A 20,286-nucleotide genomic window follows, 5' to 3' on the forward strand; every position below is an offset into this window, starting at 1 on the left:
GCTGAGGAACCACGGCGGCAATGATGTGGGCTGTCAGGTTCTCTTCAGGTTGCCTGTGCAAGGTTATGTCTGCTCATCAGAGGGGGCAGGAGAGTTTCCTCTCCCGCCCCCAGGTAGGTGCAATCAGCTGGTCTGGTGAGTGATCGAAGGGGGGCGCGGTTCGCCTGCCAAGCTTAGACCGTGCCCCCTCCGATGCTCTCTCCTAGCCGTTCAGATGAACGGCTAGGAGCAGGTAGCCGACAGCACACATCGCGTAGGCAACTGCGATCAAGCCATGCGCGATCGTGACCATCACGGCCAAATTCTCCTGTTTTGATAGACACTTGGCTTGCTCGGGTGAGCTTGCATCTCGGAGAGAAATGCTCCCGAGCCGCGCTAGATCAGCAGATCACGACTGAGCGGGACATGAACAGGTCCATGTGGTCACGATCGCATTTCCGGTGCGAAGCGCAAGACGAGGCCGCGTTGTTGCCCCCGAATGACAGGACAGGGTCACTGGGTTGAATGGGCGGCGATGAACTCGCGGGGTGAACGGTAGCCGAGCGCCTTTGCGGGTGAACCTGGTTGTAGTGGGACAGCCATAGAGGGAGAAGCCGCAGAACAGTGTGCGCATCTTATATTATAGATCGGAACAGATTGAAGTAGATTTTGCATTGATCTGTTAAACCCCGTGTTTATCTATGATATTTACCTGGGTATCTCGGATGCTGGTTCGTGGGTGCAGACCCCGTTATCAGGCAGCGGATCATCTTCGCGCTGTGCGCCTGCGGCCAGTGCCTTGAGCGCCGTTGCCTGCTCTGCACGAATGCGGCGGCCGAGCGCGCGTAGCGCCTTACGTAGCCCGTGATCACCCTCTCGGGTATGGATTTCGGCGAGGTTGTCAGCCTCCTGCGAGAGCAGATCCAAAGGCCGCACTAGAGCCTCGCCACACGAGGAAATCGCCTCGACAAGGCGATCGCGCCGGATCAGCGCGCCGCGCAGCTCGTCGACCTCCAGGCGCCGTTTCTCAACATCATACCAAGCTCGCCGACGCGTCGCCTCGTCGTAACTATCCGACCCTGGTACCGGCAGCTCACGCTTGGGAGCCTGCACCTTGGATGGATCGCTGAAGCGCGCTCGCAAGAAGTCATAGTGTGCAACATTTACTTTCCTCACGCGGCCTAGATGGTCACGCTCAACATGTAGGTCGTGCTTCTCGCATAGTCGCTTCACATGTAATGAGACGGTCGTTTTGGATACACCATCTCGTTCGGCTATCTCGGATACTGACATGTGAACGGCATCGAGTGTGCTGTTTGGGGTGCTTTTAGGCTCTGTTTGCATGGTTTGTCCTGATTTTGAGGCTGCGTTACTAGAGAGGGACCGGGTGCAGATCGCCCGCAGAGCTTGTAGGACGCCAGAAGGACCCAAAGCCTTTGGCTGCCACTGGTCCCTGTGGCGCTGAGCGCTACCGCCCCCTCGCCCGCACGCCCGCCAGCAGATGGCAGTCGAGCGCGGCCAGTTCCTCGGCTCCCGCATCCGTCGCCCGCAGATCGAGAAGCCTTGACGCGATGCACTCCGCCTCGGCCCGAGACCACCCGCCGTCATGCTCCAGGATCGCGGCGCGCTCCTCCCACTCGCATTGCATCGGTTCTGAGGGTGTGACAGGTGTGACAGGTGTGACGGTTGTGGTAAGTAACTGATTTTGCTGGTAAAAGCCTGTCACACCTTTTGCGGCGGAAGGTGTGACATTCCGGGTGACAGGTGTGACAACCACGCGAGGCATGGCCGGCCCCTCGCTCAGTGCGGCCAAGCGTGCGAGCAGGTCGGGGCCCAAGGGTGCAGGATCGCGCGTCATACGTCCTCTCCGTCGAGGATCGAGGCCGCGACCCGATAGACGCGCATGGTCCTCTGCCCGATGCGCTCCGCCCGCTTCCGCTTGCCTCTTGCGTCCAGCACGAGAAAGCCGGCCGAGGCCAAGGCGTCCGCCGCGGCGCGCGGATCGAGGCCTTGCGTTGCCTCGGCCCATCCGGCGTCGTGGAAGACGAAATCCCCGTTCTCTTCATCGCGGCCGAGGCGGAAGCCGGCGACGTTCTGCGCCCGCCACGAGCCCTCGTCGAGCCCGTGTGCGGCCTTAATGAAGCGGGCCGCAGCGTGCCGCTGTAGGAAGTCCCGCACCGCCTTGAGGGCGTCACGATCCTCGCTTGCCCCCGTGCCGCCTCGTTGGGCGAGCCACTGGCGGAAAATGCTCTCCGCCGCCGCCGTCACGGCTCCGCGCTCGACAGGCAGAAGTCCAAAGGCGGTTGCCAGCTCGCCGGCCGCGGCAACGAGCGCAAACCGCGCCCCGACCCGCTGCACCTGCCCACCGGCGCCCGCTGGCATCCGCTCGGCCAGGAAGGCCGCGATCAGGGCCCGCGCCGTCCCGAGGGCCCCCTCCCGCTTCGCGAGTAGGGCATTGACGAACGCCGGCCCCGCCGTCCCGTAGAGGCGCCCCGTCCGGTCGCGTATCGCGTTAGAGAGCTCGGAACCGTGGCCGTATCCTGCCAGGTGATCGAACAGACCGAGCCCCTGCCCGGCATCGGCTGGCACGTCCACGAAACGCACCATCTGCCCGGCGCGCACGTTGCGTGTGACAGCGCCCTCGGCAATGCGCTGCGCCAAGGTGATCTCACCCGTGGACAGGACCATGATGCGCCACCGTTGGCGCGTGCGGAGATCCCCGTCCGCCTTGAGACGCCCCTTGCCTGAGCCGCCGGTGAGGGCATAGGCGGCGGCGTCGAGGTCCCGAGGCTCGCACATGCCCAGCTCGTCGAGGGCAAGCAGGCTGTCGTTATGTGCGGCGGCCGTGCCTTCCAAGGCATTCGAGGTGGTGCGCCAGGTGGCAGCGAACCCGAGCGGGCCGCCGCCGCCCCAAACGCTCCCCGCCATACGCAGGGCCGTTGTCTTGCCGCACGAGGACGGGCCGACGAGGTTGAACGCACCCGGCTCCTGCCCGAGGGGCTCGAGGAGGGGGCCGGCGAAGGCGACGCCAAGGGAGAACAGGAGGCGGCCCTGCCCGGCCGCCAGGGCGCCGACTTCCTCGATCCAAGCCCCTAGCGTGCCAGATGTGCGGAAGCCGGTTGCCTGTTGTTCCGCCCGGAACACGATCGGCTCAGCCTCGCGCTCCGGCGTCGTCGCCGTGAAGTTGGGGGCGGCGTAGACCTCCCCGTTGGCGTGCCACCCGCTCCGGCTCACGAGCATCGCGCGAAGGTCGACCGTCAGGCTGGCGAGCGCCGACACGAAACGGTCCTTCGCGCCACGGCCCGAGGCGAGGCGCAGGCCCTTGCTCGCCATCTCGCGGCGAACGTCCGAGGCGTCGCCAGCGGCGATATCCGCCAGGGCCACGACGACGGTCTGCAGCCGGCCGTCAGGGTCGCGGAACGAGATCGCCAGCGACCAGCCGGTGCCCTCCTCGGTCCGGACAAGGGCGTGCACATCGAAGGGGCCGGACAGCCACTCTCCGGGCTCGTCCTGCTTTGGCTTGAACACCAGCCCCTTGGCCGTCATGCGGTATCCATACGGCCACTTGATCTCCGGCCGGAGCCGCGCGACCGGCGGCAGGTTCTCGTCGATCGGCGCCGTCCCGGCGCTCGTGTCGCCTTCCGTGGCCGCAAGAAGCCCCTCCGGATCCCCGGCCCCAGCCGCGGAAAAAGACTTCGCCGCAGCCACGAGCTGCCCGGCGCGTTCCGCCGTCCATCCCTCGTCGAGGGCGTCGGCCGCATCCCATCCGACCGCGCTCACATCCGCCGGCGGCTCGACCAGGGCGACGGAGAACGCACCGGCCCTGAGCGCGAGCGTGGCTGCCTCATGCGCATAGTCGAGCCCGGGCTTATCGGCGTCCGGCCAAATCACGACGTGGCGCCCGCGCAAGGGGCTCCAATCGGCGTACCGGGCATTCTTACTGCCGTTGGGGCTCGTGATCGCGACGTAATCCGGCACGAGTGTGCGAGCGGCGTCGGCGGACTTCTCCCCCTCACAGAGCAGCACATACGCCTCGGGACGGGCTGCGAGCTGGTCGAGGCCGTAGAGCGGGCGGGGGACCGGGGGCCCCTTCCAGATCCACCGCAGAGCCCCGTTGGGGAACTCGAACAGAGTGAGCGGGCAATACGTCTTGCCCCCGTCCGCCAGTGCAAAGCGGCAGGCGTAGAACAGCACCCGCCCCTCGGCATCCGGGTAGGCCCAGACAGCCGCCGGCTCACCGTGGTCGCGGTGGCGCCGCGGGAAGGCCGGCGGCGCATTGTCCGGCACGGGCATGACACTCACCGAACCGGCTTGCTTCTCCGCCTTCCCGGGCTCGCCGCCCTTGGCCGCACCTGCGATTGGGGCAAAGAACTCACTCATACGCGTCGACGCCCACCATCCCGGCGACCGCAACCGCGGCCTCGGCTTGACTGATCGATTGGAGAAAGGCGGCCAGGCTGATGAGGTCGCCACCAGCGTTGCCGGTGGCGAAGTCGCCCCACTTGCCCGTCCGGAGGTTCACCTTGAACGACCCGGCCCTGCGGTCGGAGCGCAGCGGGTTACGGCACACCCACTCCGCCCCCTCGCGCCGTCCGTCCGGAAGCCATCGCCGGACGATGTCCTCGGTGTGCACGGCCGCGGCCGAGGCGATGCGCGCGAACGCGATGCGCCGCCGCCTCATCGGGCACCGCCCTCGCCGGCGTCCCGACGCTCGATCGAGGCTTCCGCGGCAGCCGAGATTTCCAGCCAACCGGAGGCGTCAAAGGCACCCGGCGCCACGGCGTGCAGGAGCCGCATGACAACATCGCCCCGCGGGATGCCGTACAGCACCGCGAGGAGGTTGATCAGCCCGCGCCCCGAGAGTGTGCGCGAGGGTGGCACGGGCGCTGAGCGCAGCTCTGGCCGCGCCGGGAAGGCGTCAAGGTCAATCCACCAGCTCTCCCCGATCACAGAAACCCGTGCGCGATCGACCCGCAGCTCGAACGCCGGCCCCGCTCGCCGCTTCCCGAGGACGCCGCGCAGGATCGCTGCCCGGATCTCGGCAGAAACTCCATCCAGGGCGTCCGATAGGCGATGCCGGCCGGCGAGGAGGGCGGCGGGCACGACGTCGTGTGGCGCTTCGGCCTCGCCCTGAACGTCGAGGCTGTAGCCCGTCACCCTGCAGGGAGACTCCTCTCGGACGCAGTGCGCTGCGCGGCGACCGCCGCCCGTGCCATGGTGGTGGACATCCTCGCAGTACGGGCACCATGCGACCGTGCTGTCCGGCCGAGCGCCGTTGCGGATCCGTAGTGCACGCAAGGTCGGCGCGGGCTGCTCAACCGTCACGGCACGCCTCACCGGCGCCGCCGATCCGAGGGAGGGATCGAGCGGACACATCACGCCTGCTCCCCGGGAGAGACGGTGCGCGCCTTGATCCAGGCGAGGAGGTCCGAGCGGCGATAGCGCACGGCCCTGCCCGCCTTCACATAAGCTGGCCCAAAGCCGCGCACCCGCCATGCCCGCAGGGTGCGCACAGAGAGACAGGCAATCTCAGCCGCCTGCACATCGTTCAATAGCGTGTCATCAGTGTTGTTCTGTTGAGCCATCACGATCACTCGTCGTCGCTCAATTGCGACCAACGTGACCCTGGCGGGAAAAGTGGCCTGGAAAAAACGCGTATCTGCAGAAAAATTTGGGCGACTTACGAAAGAGTAGCGTAAGCCGCCCGCCAGAAATTTCCTCTTATGTCACACGGACGGAGCCGCCGCTGGAAAATCCAAGCGTTTCGCTAATGACTGCGCCGGACCGCCTTTTGACCCACATCCTGCAGCCCATGGGCCTCTAGCATGTCGCGAATTTTACTTTTTCCTTCGTCGTCCGCGAGAGTGTAAGTGATTGATAAACTAGTATAGGCTTCGTCGGACCCATTCTTAATACCCTCGATTAGAGAGTAAATGTTCCTGTTCCAGCGATTGAAAAGCTGATCGTACTCTCCACGGCCAAGTACGGTAGTGGGGTGCTGCCCGGGTGGCAGAACACCCTTCCTTTCGGCATCCATTTGGTTCCAGGGGTCCATCACCTGCAACCTCTCGCGAGCAGTTTCTATTTGCCTGCGAAACTGTTCGCGTGTCCCGCCCAAACTCTTGGTGGCATTCTCTAAAAACTTTTGGAAACCAGGCTGCCCCACATCGGGAACAACACCCGTCAATGTCGTCCAGATTACTCCACAATTTACGACAAATGACAGCCACCAAACCTTCTCAGGTCTGCCATCCTGCGCAACGATCTTGATTTGATCATCAACCTTCGTGGAAACAGACTCAACCAGTAAGATTGCGGATTTTAGATCTGAGATAGAAGTATCTGTGGCAATCATTGTTTTTCGATACAAATCGGGCTCATCATATCTGGCGTATTTTCTTGGTGTTGGGCCAAGTTTGATCGCAGCTATTTTTTCTATAGATTTCTCAAGTCTCTCTTTAGCTTGCTCTAGCCAAGCTGATACATTACCCAGATTGTTGGGTATATCATTTCGCCTTTTATTTTCTATCTCCAAGTCGTCATATGCATACCCGACTGCATAAGCTAATGATTTTCGAACGTACACATAAGGGCAATCTAATTTTTCAAATCCGCCATTCATATAGGATAAACACGAGAGTTCACCATTAGATATAATGTGCCTGACGTTGTAAGTAGATGGTATTTTCTCAGGATTACCGCGTTTCGGCTTTAATTTTACTGATTGATCGGTCTTTTTGCTGGTAGCAAGAATTAGATCTTCTATGTCTTCATCTATATTCAGTGAAGGGTTTGGCTTTTCCCAAGACTGCCAGTATGGCCGTGCATTGAGTGCGGCGCCAAGATCAAAATCACTGGCAGGTTTGCCATTTTTGTGCGGAGTAAACAGCCACCACAGCGCCGCGGCAGTGCTCGTAACGCAAGGCCCACCTTCGGGCTTGTAACCCTCGCGTTTGTTGAGATCCGGCCGCTCGCCTTCGAATATCGGCAGGTCAGGCAGCATGTCCTTCGGTAGACTACGCACCGGGCGCCTCCAGGCTGCGCCGCACGCCAGGCCCGCCGGCCTCGTCGGCCGAGATGAAGATTACGCCAGCCCCTTCCAGGGTGCGGCGGACGTCGGCAAGCGTGCGCGCGTAGGGCTCACGCTTGCCGGCCTCGAAATCGGCGAGGGTCGAGGCAGCGACGCCGCATCGCTCGGCTAGGTCGGCCCGGGACCATCCCACGATGGCGCGAGCTGCGCGACACTGCTCAGGTTCGAGGGGACGCTCGTCGGACATGATCAAAGCTCTTGCCAAGGTAAGTAGGACAAATTATCCAACATGGGATGAAACGCAAGGCGCGCAGCATGCCCCTGGTTTGTGCCGTCTCCCAGCAATCGGCCGCGCGGCGACGCGGTCGCTTCGTACCGCTCCGGGAGGTCGACGCACGTGGTGCTGCCTGCGGGCATCCGCTGAGACAGCGCGGCTCACTGCGAGCTGCTCCGGTGCCGGTTGTGCTCGCCGAGTTGAACGCCCGCCCGCCAGGGCAGCGGGGCCCTGGGTTCGTGCTGTGGCTAACAAAGCGTATCCGTGTCGTTGACAGCCAACCGCGAACCGGGTCGGATACCCGATGCGGTCCTGACAGCGGGACTCAAGTGGAGATTTCGAAGGCCTAGAAGCACGAAACCCGCCTTGCGGCGGGCTCATGCCGGTCGGTGAGACCGGGAGAAGATCAATCTTGGCGGACTGATCCTCCCGAAATCGCCGGCCCTCGTCAAGCGGGAAACGCCGTTTCACCGCCCTGGCGGAGCTATGCCCGGCAGTGCCGCGCCCTGCGGCGGGTCCCTCGTGGCGACCCGGAGGGCGGAGCTATGTTCAGTGAGGAGCTGCGGCGCTCGATCGAGCGGGCACCGCGGGACAGCCTACCGACGCTGTCGGCGGCGCTGTGGAAGGCGTTCGGGGCAGGAGCGATCACGGAGGCAGAGGCCGACGCGCTGTCCCGGTTGATCGAGGCCCGCAAGACGGTGATCGCCGCGCCGGCGGCCCCGGCCCGGCGGAAGCTCACGGGGTCGCGGCCGAGGGCCCCGGAGAGCCTAGAGCGCCGCCGGCGGTGGTGCGCGAGCAGCTATCTCCCCCCTGCCCTGGCGGCCCGCTTCACGCCGGCCGAGGTGGCAGCCCTCTCCGTCATCGCGGTCGAGGCGGGGCACGCGGGCAAGTGCGACCTGCCGATCGGGCGGATCGCCGCCCTCGCCGGCGTCTCCGAAAGCTCCGTGCGCAATGCCGTCCGAGCTGCGCGCGGCCTCGGGCTCGTGCGGGTCGAGGAGCGCCGGGTGTCGGCCTTCCGTAATGACACGAACCTTGTCTCCGTCGTCTCCCGGGAATGGCGCGCTTGGCTCATGCGCCGGGCCGAGAGAGGTGGGTGCAAATCTCTGAAGGGCACGAACAAGAAGGGTATAGATACGGCCCGCGAAGCGCCTGTCAGACCCCTTCAAGGGGCTATCGGAAGGCGAATGGCGGAACCAAAATCGCCAAACGCGGGCGGGTTGCGATTCGCAGTGGCGCCACCGTCCGCGGGCAAGACGCATGCGCGGAGGTCATGACGCCGTCCGGCATGCCGAACGCGATCCGAGAAAGCGGGGAGAGCCATAAGCCGCAGCCGAGCGTCAGCTCGTGCGGGGAGCCTCGCGCGCCAGGACGGACGCGCTCGCAAGCCGCCGATGGCAGCACGTGAACGGGCAGCGCAGGCTCGTGCGTTGCTCCGGTTCCGAGAGCCTGGGAGGGCCAGCGCCAGCTCGCACCGACCAGCGAGCGTAGTGCAAAAAGATACGGGCCGGATATCCGGCCCATATATCCTAGAGATGCGAGAGGTATCGGGCAGGCGCCCAGCGGAGATCCGGGCGATCTCTAGCCGCCGTCCCGCTCAAGCTTCTCAGCGATAGCCTGCAGGATCCAGGTGTTACGGGGCAGCTTCACCGCGCTCGCCTCGCGGGCACGCTCAAGCCGCTCGAACAGGTCGCCCGGCGGGAACTTGAGCGGGTGCTGCGCCGCCTTGCCCGGCTTGTCCCCGGCCGAGGCGGCCGGAACAGTCCCGCCCTTGCTGATGAACGCGTCAACATCGTCGGCCGGCTTGGGAGATGGGCGGACGGGTCGTGCAGTGAGGGCCATGCTCAAGCTCCTGCCTTAATGTCTGTCGGATATGGCGGGGATATCGAAGAGATACCCGAACAGGGCGGCGATCTCCTCGCTTGCCTTCGGGTCCTGCGGCCTCAGCTCCGTCACGGACAGGCCTGCCGCTGCGGCGTGCGCATAGGCCTTGCGGGTCCCGAGCGCCGTAGGCACGAACTCTAAGGCGGGCTTGGTGCGGATGAGGTCGGCTGCCTCGGCGTTTTCGTTCCCGCGGGCGTCGGCGCGGTTGATGAAGGCGAGGGCCCGCAGAGACGGGTTTATGGCTCGCGCCTCCTCGACCAGCTCCGCGACCTTGTCGAGCGTCCACACGTCGAAGGATCGTGGGGCGAACGGCACGAGGTAGGTTTGGCAGATCGAGAGGGCGGCCCGCTGGCTCACTGTGTCGCGCCCGCCGGTGTCGATGATTACGTGCGCGTGCTTCGGGGCGAGGCGCTGCACTCCGGTTCGGACGGCCGGGCCGGTTAGGGCGACACAGGTGTAACCAGCGCCCCCGGGCCTCGTCGCCTCACGCAGGTTCGTGAAGTCAGTCGAGGTTTCCTGATCGTCGGCGTCGACCAAGAGCACGTCGCGGCCCGCAGCCGCGAGCATGATGGCGAGGTTTGTGGCGACGGTGGACTTGCCCGAGCCGCCCTTGGTGCCGCCCACGACGGTGATCATGTGGTCGCTCCCGATATGCAAACCATACCGGAAGGATATCTCGTAGATCTCTGGTTGCGATCCGGTTAAGATCGGGAAGAGGTCCGCGAGAGATCAAGCGGCCCCTCATCCACTCAGGTGCGGGGCGGCATCCAGCAGGTATCCAGTCGACGGTGAATCAACGACACGAGAGTCAATAGGTCCTCAGCGTCGGACTTCTGCATGGTCCAGCGCACCCTGGCTTCATGCGCAGTGACGTTGCGGAACATGCCGAAAGCGCCTTTGACGAGGTTGGCAAAGCCTCGCTGTTCACTCTTCTCGCTATCGCTGCGCAGGGCGTTAATTGCCAACAGAGGTGGGTCTCCGCACAGCGTGCGATCGACGAGCACAGATCCATCGTCCGTCAGGCCGGTGCGGGAACGGAGCTTGTCGGCCACGCTCTTCGTCGCCTCTAGGACCGCGTGAAAGTAATTGTCGGCCAACAGCTCGGCTCGGCAGAACGCCAGCACGTCCGGGTGTATTCCCCGCCCGGCGAGATCGGCGCGCAGGTCCCGCGCCCGTCGCTGTGCCTCAGTGAGGGTCTGAGCCCTGTCTGACGAGCGCAAGGTGCCCGTCTCGTCAACTTCTAGCCCTACGAAGGCAAGCGCGTTGTTGAGATTGGCTCGCAAGGGCTCGTAGCTCTCGGGCGCACGCGCAAAGCGCTCGGGCCGCATCGCCCGCCGGATAAAAGCCAGTACCGCTCGCCGGCTTTGCGTCGCGTTTTGATGCTCGGCGAACGCGTTATAGAGGCGGCGTCGCTTTGAGAGGCTTGGGGATGGATCTCTCATCTCGCAGCTCGAAAGCAGGAAGGCGATGTCTGGGTGCGACAGGCCCTGGCTCGTATCGCCCAAGGCTGCCGCGATAGCTTCCAACTCACTCTGCTTGAAGCACTTCTCTGCCATGTCTTTACCGCTCCACCGCCCTCCCCGCGAGGACTGAGGGAAGGAGGGGCTCCTTGGAGACTCGATCTCTGACGGATCTCCTAAGGGCGTTGAAAGGGCAGCGGCGGGGTATCCCAGAGATATCCCCAGAATATGCAGTGCATATCGCAGGACGCGGCGCGTTCACATAGCAGCAGCATGTCAGGCCGCGACTGCTGGCGCAGCCTCGCATGAAGAGAGGGAGCGAGGAAGGTCCCTGTTATCAGGCTCCTCGCTCCCATCGTCCTCCTCGTCCTCGGCTTCCGCGCCCCACGATCCGAGAATGTCGAAGGCGGCGGGACTGCACTTGAACGTGAAGCGGCAGGGCTCGCCCTCGGCTGCCTCGACGTCGCCGGTCTGCACCATCTCGTCGACGACGAAGGCGGCCTTGAGGGCGCTGGATATCAGCACGAGGCCAGCAGGGGTTTGGACGGCCGTTCCGTGCGCCGTTCTCACAAGCTTGAGCGGCCCCGCATCTGTCCAAATGGCGGGCCCGTCCGGTGTCATGATGATCGGCATTGTAAGTGTAAACCCACGCTGAAAGCGCCGGCGCCCCGGCAATACGCAGGTTGGACAGACCGATACGCGCGGCCCCCATTAGGATCTATCAGATCCTCTTACATCTTGCAGTAACAGAGGGCTGGTTGTTGACGGCTCTCCAATCCAGGCTCGCATGTACACTTGCGAACATTGGATGCGTAGCACGCCCCTTCCGGCCGCGGAAAGGGTTTTGTGACGCCAAATTACTCACAGTTAAGCGCAAGTGATCTCTGTGGCGACAAAGCCACATATCGGGAAGCGCACCCCCCCTCGGCCTTGCTGAGCGTCAGGACAGCCCTACGCCGTCCGGCTTGCGGATGAGGTCGTCGATCGCCTCGATGATGAGGGAGTGCACCGACTGGCCGCGCCGCTCCGCGAGGCGCGCAAGGGCCTCCTGCCGAGCCCCGTCGAGACGGACGCTATGGCGGGCCGCGACCGGCCGACGCCCCGGGGGACGGCCAGGCGGCCGCTTCGCAGGTAGGGCCATGATAACCTCGGGCATACAGGCCTCCGATGCTGGGGTGCCCGCGTCGCTCGACGTGAGGGGTCGGGCCCGTCCGTGACTTGCGTGTGCGGGGCGGTTCAGCCCCATCAGGGCGAGCCATCATGCTCTCCTCGGCGATCCGGCCTGCGACGGCCGAACATGACGGCTCACCGCCTGTTTCGACTAGCTTGACCGTCGCACGTCTAAGCCCAAGCTGTTACCGCACCTTGAGCGGGGCGGCACGCTTGGCGTGGGTGAACAATGCGGAGGCGAGGGGCCTTGCATGAGCCTGCACGGGGAAGCGACCTTGCCGGCCGTGGCTCGCCGGCGGGCAGAAACGACGAAGGCCCCGCCAGCTCGCGCCGGTGGGACCTTGTTGCAGGGCTCGTTTCGGCGTTCGGAGGGGCGACCCGCCGGCTCAAGGCTAAAACCAGAAAGGCGCCCCGTGAGGGACGCCTTTCCTAGAAGGGGACGTCGGGTGTCCGCTTCCGAAGAAACTGCCAACATTGGCCCCGACGTTTCGTCTCTGAAGATGGGGTTGGACCACCGCTATGTCAACACCACCAACCGACGACGAGATGCGAAAGATCGCGAGCCTCATCTCGCACGAGCGCCTTGCGACGTTCGTCGCCATAGCGGGGACAGACCGGGATGCCATCGAATTGCACCGCCTGGCGATGGCCCTCAACGGCTCGCTCTCGCCCGTTCTCGGCGTGATCGAGGTCGCCCTGCGCAACGCGACCTGCGAGCGCCTGCGCGCGACCTTCGGCGTGCCCGACTGGCTCACGAACCCGCCACCGCCCTTTGCCTGGCATGGCGAGGAACGCAACGCGATCCGGCGAGCGACTGGCCAGGCGCAGCGGGCCGTCTACACGAAGAAGAGCTCGGCCGATAAGAAGGCGCTCGACGCCATTGCCTTCCCCGGCGGGGTGCCCGCTGGCCTCAGTCACGAGGCGCGGTCGAAGGCCCGGCAGAGGGCCATTCAGCCGACCTTCGGGCAGGTCATCGCGCAGCTCACCCTTTACTTCTGGAAGCGCCTCCTGTCCGCGGACTACGACGCGACGCTGTGGCAGCGCTCGCTGAAGCGGATGTTCCCCGACAAATCCTTGAGTCGCGGCGTCGTGGCGGCACAGCTTGAGGTGCTCTACCAAGCCCGCAACCGGATCGCCCATCACGAGCCGATCTATGGTGCGCGGCTCGCGAAGATCCTGCAGGCGATCGAGTTTGTCGCCCAGCGTTTCGAGAGCAACCACCCCGACCCGAACGGCATCCTGGCGCAGATGCTCGCTTCCTACATGCCGGGCCTGCAGCACGACGCGCAGGTGCTAGAAGCGCTGATTGCGCGGTTCCGCGTGCCACTGACCTAAGCGAGCGCCCGATAGACGCTGGCGCGCCCGATACCGAGGCGCCGCCCGATCTTCGCAGGGCCGATGCCCTTGGCCTTGAGCGCCCGGATCTGCGCTGCGTCGATGGAGGGAGGACGACCCTTGTAGACGTCCTCAGCTTTGGCGCTGGCCTCCAGCTGGCACTCCCGCTGAAGACTGGTCTCGAACTCGGCGAGCATATCCAGCATGCTCAATGCCGTCGCGTTGTGCGTAAAGCCTGCAGGCCTGCGATAATGCCGAGCAAGTCACGCACGTTTACAAACACTCACACATCAGAGCTTGTCAGCCCCGTGTACTCACGAGATATTTAGTTTAATATATTTAGTCAGAAACTAGAAATATCAATCCATAGGCAACTGAGCCAAGCATAAATATGATGAATACAATTATCGACATGGCTGCTGAAATATATTCAACAGGTTCTTTTAGTATTTGATCTTGGTTCCAAACATATTGGCTCCTAAGGATATAATCAGCTTTCAAAACGCCAAGAGCAAAGGCATATACAAGGTTGAAAACTGTTGAAATAAAGACTGCTGCAAAACACATTGCTCCAGTTCCAAGTATCCCTGTAAGAGTGAAACGAGCAACCATATCCCCATAATCATCTGGATTGCGTGGTTTTTGAATTTCTGCTATAGTGTCTGGTATTCGTGTAAGTGAACTTGCAATTAGATCATGAAAATTATCAGGTATTGTACTTGGTAATAATACATATGGAGTAAAGCATGCAAGAAAGATTGTTATCGTTCCTATTATAAGATAGGAAATTAAAATTAATCCCAAATACAAACTCAGAGAGTTTCCAAAAGAGTATACTCGAAGTGTTATATAGTCAAATATAATAAAGCTGACATGTGAAATAATAAATGCAATTATCAGAATAAATGTAGATGTTACTGGAAAATTTATCCAAGCATAGCTGTAAAGCATCATGTATCTTAATACTGCAACCGAAAAAAAATCAACTGTATGATCAGGTGTGAATAAATATGATACTACAAGGAAACATAATACCATACAGAATACAATGATGATCGCAGTGCTTCGCCGCCAGGATGTAAATTTATCGCCAAATAGCTGTTTTCTAATTAGTAAATATTGTGAGTGTACTGTAGATCTTGGATTGCTATTAGTAAGCCATTCAAGTATAGCTTCGTTTAGACGTTGTGAATGTTTAAAGATTGCAGCCATTTTATATACTGCTAAAGCCGCGCCAAATGGAGCGCACGCTAAAGAGATAACATCCCATGCTGCCGCAGCCATTTTGCAATTTCCTTCAGCACATCATAATTTGACTTTTTTCGAAGCTTATCACTTGGAAGAACGCTCATTCAAGGGGTGCGCTGAGATCGGTATCGTTATTTTAATGCGTGACCTTAGGTTCCTAACCGGCAGCTGTTTCAAAGTTCTGATACATATTCGCAACTTGTCTACCGTTGAAATCCCATCACCATTTCAGTTTGTGGGTTCGAATTAACTGCTGAGGAAAAAGAAGATTTGTTTAAAATTACTAGCCGCTGCCGCCATCCACTCCATTCCCTGCGCGGGGGTGCTACTGCCTCTGTAGAGGCCGGCTGCCAGATCGCGCAGTCAGGTAGCCCCATCGCCCGCCGCTCGGCGAGTTCACCATGGAGGCAGGCGAGCCTCCCAGATAGCGGTTGAGTGAAAAAGCTGGACCGTATAAATCCGAAACGACCGTTTCGGATTTATACGTGACCTCATTCGTTGCCTATTTTCGCGTCTCGACCACGCGCCAGGGCCGCAGTGGCTTGGGCCTCGACGCGCAGCGCATCGCCGTTGAGCGCTACACGGGTGGCAGGGGCGAGCTGATTGCGGAGTACACCGAAGTTGAGAGCGGCCGAAAGGACGGACGACCGCAGCTTGCTGCGGCGATCGATCTGTGCCGGAAGCGAAAGGCCGTTTTGGTGATAGCCAAGCTTGACCGTCTAGCGCGAAACGTCGCCTTCATCTCGAACCTCATGGAAAGCCGAGTCGAGTTCATCGCGGCCGACATGCCGGAAGCGCAACGAGTAACGGTTCATCTAATAGCAGCCATCGCCGAGCATGAACGGGAGGTCATTTCGAAACGCACCAAGGAAGCCCTAGCCGCCGCCAAGGCAAGGGGAGTGCGCCTCGGCAATCCTCGGCCCAATCCAGCGAAGGCTACCAGCCAAGCGGCTGAACGTGCCGCCCAGTTTCGGGTAGCTATCTTGCCATTAGTCCAATCTTTTAAGGCTGGTGGCCGTTCACTTCGCGCTATTGCGGCAGATCTTAATGCTCGCCAAGTACCAACACTAAACGGGGGACGCTGGCATGCCGCGACTGTGAGTTCGATACTCAAGAAAAGCGTTCAAACTCAAATGTAATCTCAGTTTAAAACGGCCTACAAATCGGATGACAACATTTATTCAAACGGCGCACGAACTAGTTGGCGACTTGTTATCGCGTCAGATCCACTACCACGTACCAGAACATCAAAGGGACTACTCATGGACAGAGGATGAAGTTTCCCAGTTTTGGGAAGACATTTGGGAAGGCTCAAAGCGAGACTCAGAGCATTTCCTAGGTCCAGCTGTCGTAAGGACGATTCCGCCAGGGCATTCGTACGAAATCATTGATGGTCAGCAGCGGCTAACCACAACTCTCATTCTGCTTGCAGCTCTGAGAAACAGTTATCTTGAGAGAGGCGACTCCCTCGGGGGTACGCTCCAATCAACATATTTTGGTCATATTGATCGTAGAACGAGAGAAACTATACCCAAATTCACAATGAACAGTACTAATAATGAAACCTTCAAAAACTTTATTGCTGAAATTAAACCTATGAAAGATTTTGAGAATGCCGAGAAAAACCGCAAAACAAAACTTAGTAATAAACGTCTTCTGCAGGCATATATTTTTCTAAAAGGAAAGGTGGACGAACTAACAATGGCGTCGGGAACATTCTCAAGCGCGCCTCTTGCTGATATAGAAGATTTTTTGAAAGAGAAACTGTCAGTTATACAAATTGTTGTTTCAGACGAAGCCGATGCTTTTGCATTGTTTGAAACACTTAATGAGAGAGGAATAGAGCTTTCAATTCTCGACCTCCTCAAGAATCATTTCTTTAAAGTTGCAGACAAATCGCGTGAAACAGTAAAGCAAAGATGGTTTGAAACTCTATCTAATCTTGATGAAAATGTTGGGAGTAAATTCATTCGTCACTACTGGGTTTCAAAGAACGGGAGGGTACAGGCTGGCCGCCTTTATCGAGTTCTCCGCGACTCAGCTAAAAACAAAGCCGACGTTCTTCGCCTCTCTGAGGATCTCCTTCACGACTCTCGCCTGTATTCCGCATTGACCGTGTCTGACGATGAACTGTGGGATGGGCGTCCGCAGCAAGTCCGTGATGATATATCGACTTTAAAACTACTGAACGCCTCGCAATGCTTGCCAGTCCTACTAGCGGCGCACCGCAAGATGGAGGATGGTCATTTTGACCGTGTGCTCCATCTAATGATGGTGATGGCGGTCAGATATTCATTGATTTGCCAGTATAGAACTGGTGCTCTTGAGATTGCATATGCAGATATAGCTCACAAAATATCTTCAGGAGAACTGAGGCGCGCAGGTGCAGTTAGAAGAGAGTTGTCTGATTTATATCCTCGTGATGATGATTTTCGTTCTCATTTTTGCTCGCGAGAAATTAAGACAGCGAAGCATGCGCGCTTTCTACTTAGGGCGCTTGATGCAACTTCGACAGGTGGAATTATTTCTCCTGTGAGTGACGCGGCATCAGTAAATCTTGAGCACATTGCGCCAAAGACTAAAAATCAACACTGGAGCATCGGTGACCTGAAAGGCGAAAGCTATGAAGGTTGGGTGTACCGCATTGGCAATCAGGCGCTTCTTGAGAAGACCCTTAATCACTCCATAGGGAATGGGTCATTCACAGAAAAAAAGGTAGCGTTCTCGCAGTCCCAAATCGCTCTTACCAAGCCCGTAGCGGATCGTGACAGCTGGACAACGGCGGAAATTCAGGCACGGCAGGTGCAATTAGCTGATCTGGCCGTTAAATGCTGGCGTTATGATGTGGATTAAGTCCGAACGAATTACTCATGATCAGAGATAGTGGAGAGTGAATGTAGAGCAGCCCCTTGCAAGGGCAATCCTTTTGCAAGGGTAGCCTCGCTGCCAAGCTGGAGATTGGTGCGGCTACATCACCTTGACTCTCTCCATGCCCTTACGGGCTATGCGGGGCAGAGAGGTGACTTTCCGTTGTTCGATGGGCCGCGGCACCGTCACTGAGAGCCCCCGCCACAGGGCGGGCCGACGACCACGTGCCAGCCGTAAATCTTAGGAGGGCGAGACCGTATCCGGTGCCGGCGCTGCAGGCGCCGACACGTAGTGCACGAGGGTGTGCTCAACCGTGCGCACGCGGCCCGCTGTGGCTAACCGACCTGCCGTTTCAAGCTTATCGAGCAAGGCGAGGGCGGCCACTGAGCCAAGATACTTGGTCGGTTCCCACCCGGCGACATCGCTGGCTATCGCAGCCGGTATGACCAGGGCCTCCACGAGAAGGGGGGAGGTCGCGCCGGTCCTGCGCCTCCAGGTAGGTGACGCGCTCGAACTCGGCGCGACTGCCCACCTGCATGATGGACCGCGAGCCACCCGAAGCCGGCACAACCCATGCCCCATCACGGTAGAGGACCCGACCATCCGTCTCATCGTCGAGCGGTTCACGGGACCCCGGGAAGCACCAACGGGTCACGCGCTCGCGCGAGGCCTCCTCACGCGGGAGGAAGGGGCCGGATATGGAACGACTCGGCCGAGGGAAGGTTTGCGGCTGCCAGTTCCTGCAATCGGCGCGCGGCCTGGATCGCGAGCTCGGCCTCGGCCAACGCGCGGACGATGGTTCGAGCGAACGCTGGCATTGCGGTATCTCGCGCGCGACCGCGGCCTCGAACACGCCGCGCAGGCGCTCGGCCTCTGCCGTCGAAGCATCAGACGCGCCCGGGTTGAGTGGACAGGTTGGACATGGCTACGCACTTCTACGCTTGAGGTCAGTGCAGGCCGCCTCGGGCCCGCGAGGGATCCGGGGCGGACACCGCAGACGAACCCGCGGAGCCCACCCCCGAATAGGGACCCTCAGTCTGAGGCCTCCGCAGGCTCGGCACCGACCGGGTGCACGAACACGTCGACCGTCTCCTGCTCGGGCTCCTTCGGCGCTGGGGCGTGCTCAAGGTCGGCGAGCCGCGCCAGGATCGTGCGCGGGTCTAGGGCTTCGGTCGGCATCCAGCCCGGCACTTGCCCACCGACGAGGGCCGGGACGCAAAGGCTCTCGATCAGGAGCGGCATGTAGATCGGGCTTGTCGGCCGAGCGTAGGTGATGCGGTCGAACTCGCCGCGCTCGGTGATCTCCTGCCCGCCGCCCGTCATCGATGTGTTTCGGAGCCACCCCCTATCGCCCTTGCGGACGATCATCTGCTCGATCGCGTCCGGGTAGGGCTCACGCGTCCCGGGACGGAGCCAGCGGGTGACGCGCGTGCGCCGGATTTCCTTCCGGTGTCCCCGAGGGACGCTGCGGAACTCTTCGGCGGAGGGGATGTGCGGGCCGCCGGCGCCCTGCGCCTGGCGGGCTGCCTGAATGGCAAGCTCCGCCTCTGCCCAGGCCCGAATGATGGCGCGACCTTCGACGCTCATGACCCCCAGCCCGCGGCGCGCTGTCTCCTCGAACACGCTGCGGAGGCGTTCGGCCTCGGAGCGCTTGTGCTCAATCTCGGCGAGCCGCAGAGCCTCGTGCGCGTCCGCCACCTGGCGGGCCAGCGTTTCGACGGCGCGGCGGGCGATATCGAGGTCGACCTCGGCATCCGTGCGCACCTGGCGGGCCGCAATGGCAGCGTCGCGCCCCTCGCCGAGGGCGGCCTCGTACTTGGCGGTTGCCGCCTGCAGCGCAGCCTTCGCCGTGGCGAGGCCGCCCTCGGCCGCGCGGTGCTTGCTTTCGAGGTCGGCGATCACGTCGGCGCCGTTGCGCAGGGTGATGGTGGGGACGGTGCGAAGGTTGGACTTGGACATGAGGGTACTCAACGCGTTGAGAGATTGAGGGGCCGACAGGCGGCGGGTTCGGGAGGGGTTAGGCGCGTCCGGGCCGCGGCGCGGACCGCAGGTCGGCTGTGACGACGTCGGCGAAGGACTGCTCGGCGGAGACGCGGACGGCCTCGCCCGTGATCAGCCGAGCCGCGCCGGCGGAACGCTCCTGCTTCTGCAGGTCTGCCGTGACCAGCTCGGCGAACGAACGTTCGGCCGGGGTGCGTCCCGCATCATGGACAACCGGCCGGGCCGCAGCCGCCGCCTCGCCACGCCCGCCCGGCTGCAGACCAGCCGTGACGGTAACGGCGAAGGGCTGCTCCGCCGGGGCATTACGGGAGGCGGTTGACGGCGGATGCGCCGCACCCGGCGTCGTCAGCTTTCCGGTTTGATGGAACGCCATTGCCCTGGCGTTCCGCTCTTCGTTGATCGGCCACCCGGCCGTGTTGGCCGAGGACCCGCCGTGAGAGGGGGGAGTGAGCGTCATGGTTTGGCTCGTCTGGAAAAGCGGGCGCAAGCGCCCGCGGCCATCGCTCGATTTGCGAGCGGCCGACGACACCATTCCGAGGCCAGCCAATCCAGGCGCAAAACCCCAACAAAAATTCGGCGATTTATGCTACTGATCCACCGCTTACGATCGGTGGCGCCCAATGACGAGGGAAGCTCATCCAGGTAGGCGCGAGAGCGAGCCGGATGGAGCTGGCCCTGTCACACCTGTCACCTGATGCGTCACACCTTTTTGAACGCGAGGTGTGACAGATTTTTTTTTGGTTCTCCTGACGCTTACCGGGCGCGTCACACCTGTCACACCTGTCACACCTCTTTTCTCCGGCAAGCGCAGCGCGTGGGTGCGCACGGGCGGGCCTCGCGACGCTGGGCGCCCAGTCCGGGGACCAACCGCGCAAGCACCCCCCTCGGCACGAAGGCAGAGGATCGCGGCTGAGCGCGAAGGATCATCCGGACAAACCTGCGGCCTAAGCGGAAGCTGAGCCTCTCGGGGTCAGATAAGGCAGTCACACCTGCCACGCCCTCTTCCGAGTGGGATGCAGCGCGATAGCTGGAGAGCGTTG

Annotated in this window: 21 protein-coding genes and 1 pseudogene; 4 read left to right on the forward strand and 18 right to left on the reverse strand. The window is 61.4% G+C overall.

Going from position 1 to position 20,286, the window contains the following annotated elements:
* Window positions 1–687 precede the first annotated feature (687 nt).
* From MNOD_RS45580 to MNOD_RS41040, 8 genes are all read right to left on the reverse strand, one after another.
* Complete coding sequence (locus tag MNOD_RS45580) at window positions 688–1,323, reverse strand: helix-turn-helix domain-containing protein (RefSeq protein WP_244424905.1); 636 nt, start codon at window positions 1,321–1,323, stop codon at window positions 688–690.
* Between the two features lie 124 nt (window positions 1,324–1,447).
* Window positions 1,448–1,837 (reverse strand): hypothetical protein, encoded by a 390-nt coding sequence (locus MNOD_RS45585; protein WP_012631419.1) that lies wholly within the window; start codon window positions 1,835–1,837, stop codon window positions 1,448–1,450.
* Complete coding sequence (locus tag MNOD_RS41020) at window positions 1,834–4,272, reverse strand: DUF927 domain-containing protein (protein ID WP_198157716.1); 2,439 nt, start codon at window positions 4,270–4,272, stop codon at window positions 1,834–1,836. Before MNOD_RS41020 ends, MNOD_RS45585 begins: the two co-directional genes overlap by 4 nt.
* A gap of 79 nt (window positions 4,273–4,351) precedes the next feature.
* A complete protein-coding gene (locus tag MNOD_RS41025) occupies window positions 4,352–4,660 on the reverse strand; it encodes a hypothetical protein (RefSeq protein WP_012631421.1) in 309 nt (102 codons plus the stop codon).
* Complete coding sequence (locus MNOD_RS50925; RefSeq protein WP_425277540.1) at window positions 4,657–5,304, reverse strand: hypothetical protein; 648 nt, start codon at window positions 5,302–5,304, stop codon at window positions 4,657–4,659. Before MNOD_RS50925 ends, MNOD_RS41025 begins: the two co-directional genes overlap by 4 nt.
* 50 nt (window positions 5,305–5,354) lie before the next feature.
* Window positions 5,355–5,564 carry a helix-turn-helix transcriptional regulator gene (locus MNOD_RS41035; protein WP_012631423.1) on the reverse strand — a complete coding sequence of 70 codons (210 nt, stop codon included), beginning with the start codon at window positions 5,562–5,564 and terminating at the stop codon, window positions 5,355–5,357.
* A 182-nt stretch (window positions 5,565–5,746) separates the two neighbouring features.
* Window positions 5,747–6,982 carry a hypothetical protein gene (locus MNOD_RS45590; protein WP_157091887.1) on the reverse strand — a complete coding sequence of 412 codons (1,236 nt, stop codon included), beginning with the start codon at window positions 6,980–6,982 and terminating at the stop codon, window positions 5,747–5,749.
* A gap of 13 nt (window positions 6,983–6,995) precedes the next feature.
* On the reverse strand, window positions 6,996–7,256 hold the full coding sequence (locus tag MNOD_RS41040; protein WP_012631425.1) for a helix-turn-helix domain-containing protein: 261 nt from the start codon (window positions 7,254–7,256) through the stop codon (window positions 6,996–6,998).
* A 572-nt stretch (window positions 7,257–7,828) separates the two neighbouring features.
* Here MNOD_RS41040 and MNOD_RS41045 point away from each other — a divergent pair.
* The gene (locus MNOD_RS41045) at window positions 7,829–8,557 is read left to right on the forward strand and encodes a hypothetical protein (protein ID WP_012631426.1); all 729 of its coding nucleotides are present in this window, start codon (window positions 7,829–7,831) and stop codon (window positions 8,555–8,557) included.
* Window positions 8,558–8,861: 304 nt separating this feature from the next.
* On the opposite strand, the gene MNOD_RS41050 is transcribed toward MNOD_RS41045, so the two are convergent.
* From MNOD_RS41050 to MNOD_RS41070, 5 genes are all read right to left on the reverse strand, one after another.
* Window positions 8,862–9,122: a hypothetical protein gene (locus tag MNOD_RS41050; protein WP_012631427.1), complete on the reverse strand. Its 261-nt coding sequence runs from the start codon at window positions 9,120–9,122 to the stop codon at window positions 8,862–8,864.
* Between the two features lie 15 nt (window positions 9,123–9,137).
* Window positions 9,138–9,800 carry a nucleotide-binding protein gene (locus MNOD_RS41055; RefSeq protein WP_012631428.1) on the reverse strand — a complete coding sequence of 221 codons (663 nt, stop codon included), beginning with the start codon at window positions 9,798–9,800 and terminating at the stop codon, window positions 9,138–9,140.
* A gap of 113 nt (window positions 9,801–9,913) precedes the next feature.
* Window positions 9,914–10,720 (reverse strand): TIGR02391 family protein, encoded by an 807-nt coding sequence (locus MNOD_RS41060; RefSeq protein WP_012631429.1) that lies wholly within the window; start codon window positions 10,718–10,720, stop codon window positions 9,914–9,916.
* 180 nt (window positions 10,721–10,900) lie between these two features.
* Complete coding sequence (locus tag MNOD_RS41065) at window positions 10,901–11,257, reverse strand: hypothetical protein (protein WP_012631430.1); 357 nt, start codon at window positions 11,255–11,257, stop codon at window positions 10,901–10,903.
* A 307-nt stretch (window positions 11,258–11,564) separates the two neighbouring features.
* On the reverse strand, window positions 11,565–11,765 hold the full coding sequence (locus MNOD_RS41070) for a ribbon-helix-helix domain-containing protein (protein ID WP_157091888.1): 201 nt from the start codon (window positions 11,763–11,765) through the stop codon (window positions 11,565–11,567).
* Between the two features lie 575 nt (window positions 11,766–12,340).
* Between MNOD_RS41070 and MNOD_RS41075 the strand changes: the two genes are divergently transcribed.
* Window positions 12,341–13,129, forward strand: a complete 789-nt coding sequence (locus MNOD_RS41075; RefSeq protein ID WP_050783660.1) for a hypothetical protein — start codon at window positions 12,341–12,343, stop codon at window positions 13,127–13,129.
* Here the strand turns inward: MNOD_RS41075 and MNOD_RS41080 are convergent.
* A pseudogene (locus MNOD_RS41080) lies at window positions 13,126–13,341 on the reverse strand (helix-turn-helix domain-containing protein); the annotation flags it as partial. The gene MNOD_RS41075 and the pseudogene MNOD_RS41080 overlap by 4 nt on opposite strands.
* Window positions 13,342–13,468: 127 nt before the next feature.
* Complete coding sequence (locus tag MNOD_RS45595; protein ID WP_012631433.1) at window positions 13,469–14,413, reverse strand: hypothetical protein; 945 nt, start codon at window positions 14,411–14,413, stop codon at window positions 13,469–13,471.
* A 449-nt stretch (window positions 14,414–14,862) separates the two neighbouring features.
* On the opposite strand from MNOD_RS45595, the gene MNOD_RS45600 reads away from it, so the two are divergent.
* Together MNOD_RS45600 and MNOD_RS45605 are read left to right on the forward strand one after the other, a co-directional pair.
* Window positions 14,863–15,516 (forward strand): recombinase family protein, encoded by a 654-nt coding sequence (locus MNOD_RS45600; protein ID WP_012631434.1) that lies wholly within the window; start codon window positions 14,863–14,865, stop codon window positions 15,514–15,516.
* Between the two features lie 28 nt (window positions 15,517–15,544).
* Window positions 15,545–17,230: a DUF262 domain-containing protein gene (locus MNOD_RS45605; protein WP_012631435.1), complete on the forward strand. Its 1,686-nt coding sequence runs from the start codon at window positions 15,545–15,547 to the stop codon at window positions 17,228–17,230.
* 689 nt (window positions 17,231–17,919) lie between these two features.
* Here the strand turns inward: MNOD_RS45605 and MNOD_RS48645 are convergent.
* The 3 genes from MNOD_RS48645 to MNOD_RS41090 all read right to left on the reverse strand — a co-directional run bounded on the left by MNOD_RS48645 (window position 17,920) and on the right by MNOD_RS41090 (window position 19,703).
* Window positions 17,920–18,063, reverse strand: a complete 144-nt coding sequence (locus tag MNOD_RS48645) for a hypothetical protein (RefSeq protein ID WP_157091890.1) — start codon at window positions 18,061–18,063, stop codon at window positions 17,920–17,922.
* 214 nt (window positions 18,064–18,277) lie between these two features.
* A complete protein-coding gene (locus MNOD_RS41085; RefSeq protein WP_012631436.1) occupies window positions 18,278–19,204 on the reverse strand; it encodes a hypothetical protein in 927 nt (308 codons plus the stop codon).
* A gap of 58 nt (window positions 19,205–19,262) precedes the next feature.
* Entirely contained in the window at window positions 19,263–19,703 is a 441-nt protein-coding gene (locus tag MNOD_RS41090) for a hypothetical protein (protein ID WP_012631437.1), read from the reverse strand.
* Between the last annotated feature and the right edge of the window lie 583 nt (window positions 19,704–20,286).

Origin of the sequence: Methylobacterium nodulans ORS 2060 (assembly GCF_000022085.1) — a bacterium.
In the GTDB taxonomy this organism is placed as follows: domain Bacteria; phylum Pseudomonadota; class Alphaproteobacteria; order Rhizobiales; family Beijerinckiaceae; genus Methylobacterium; species Methylobacterium nodulans.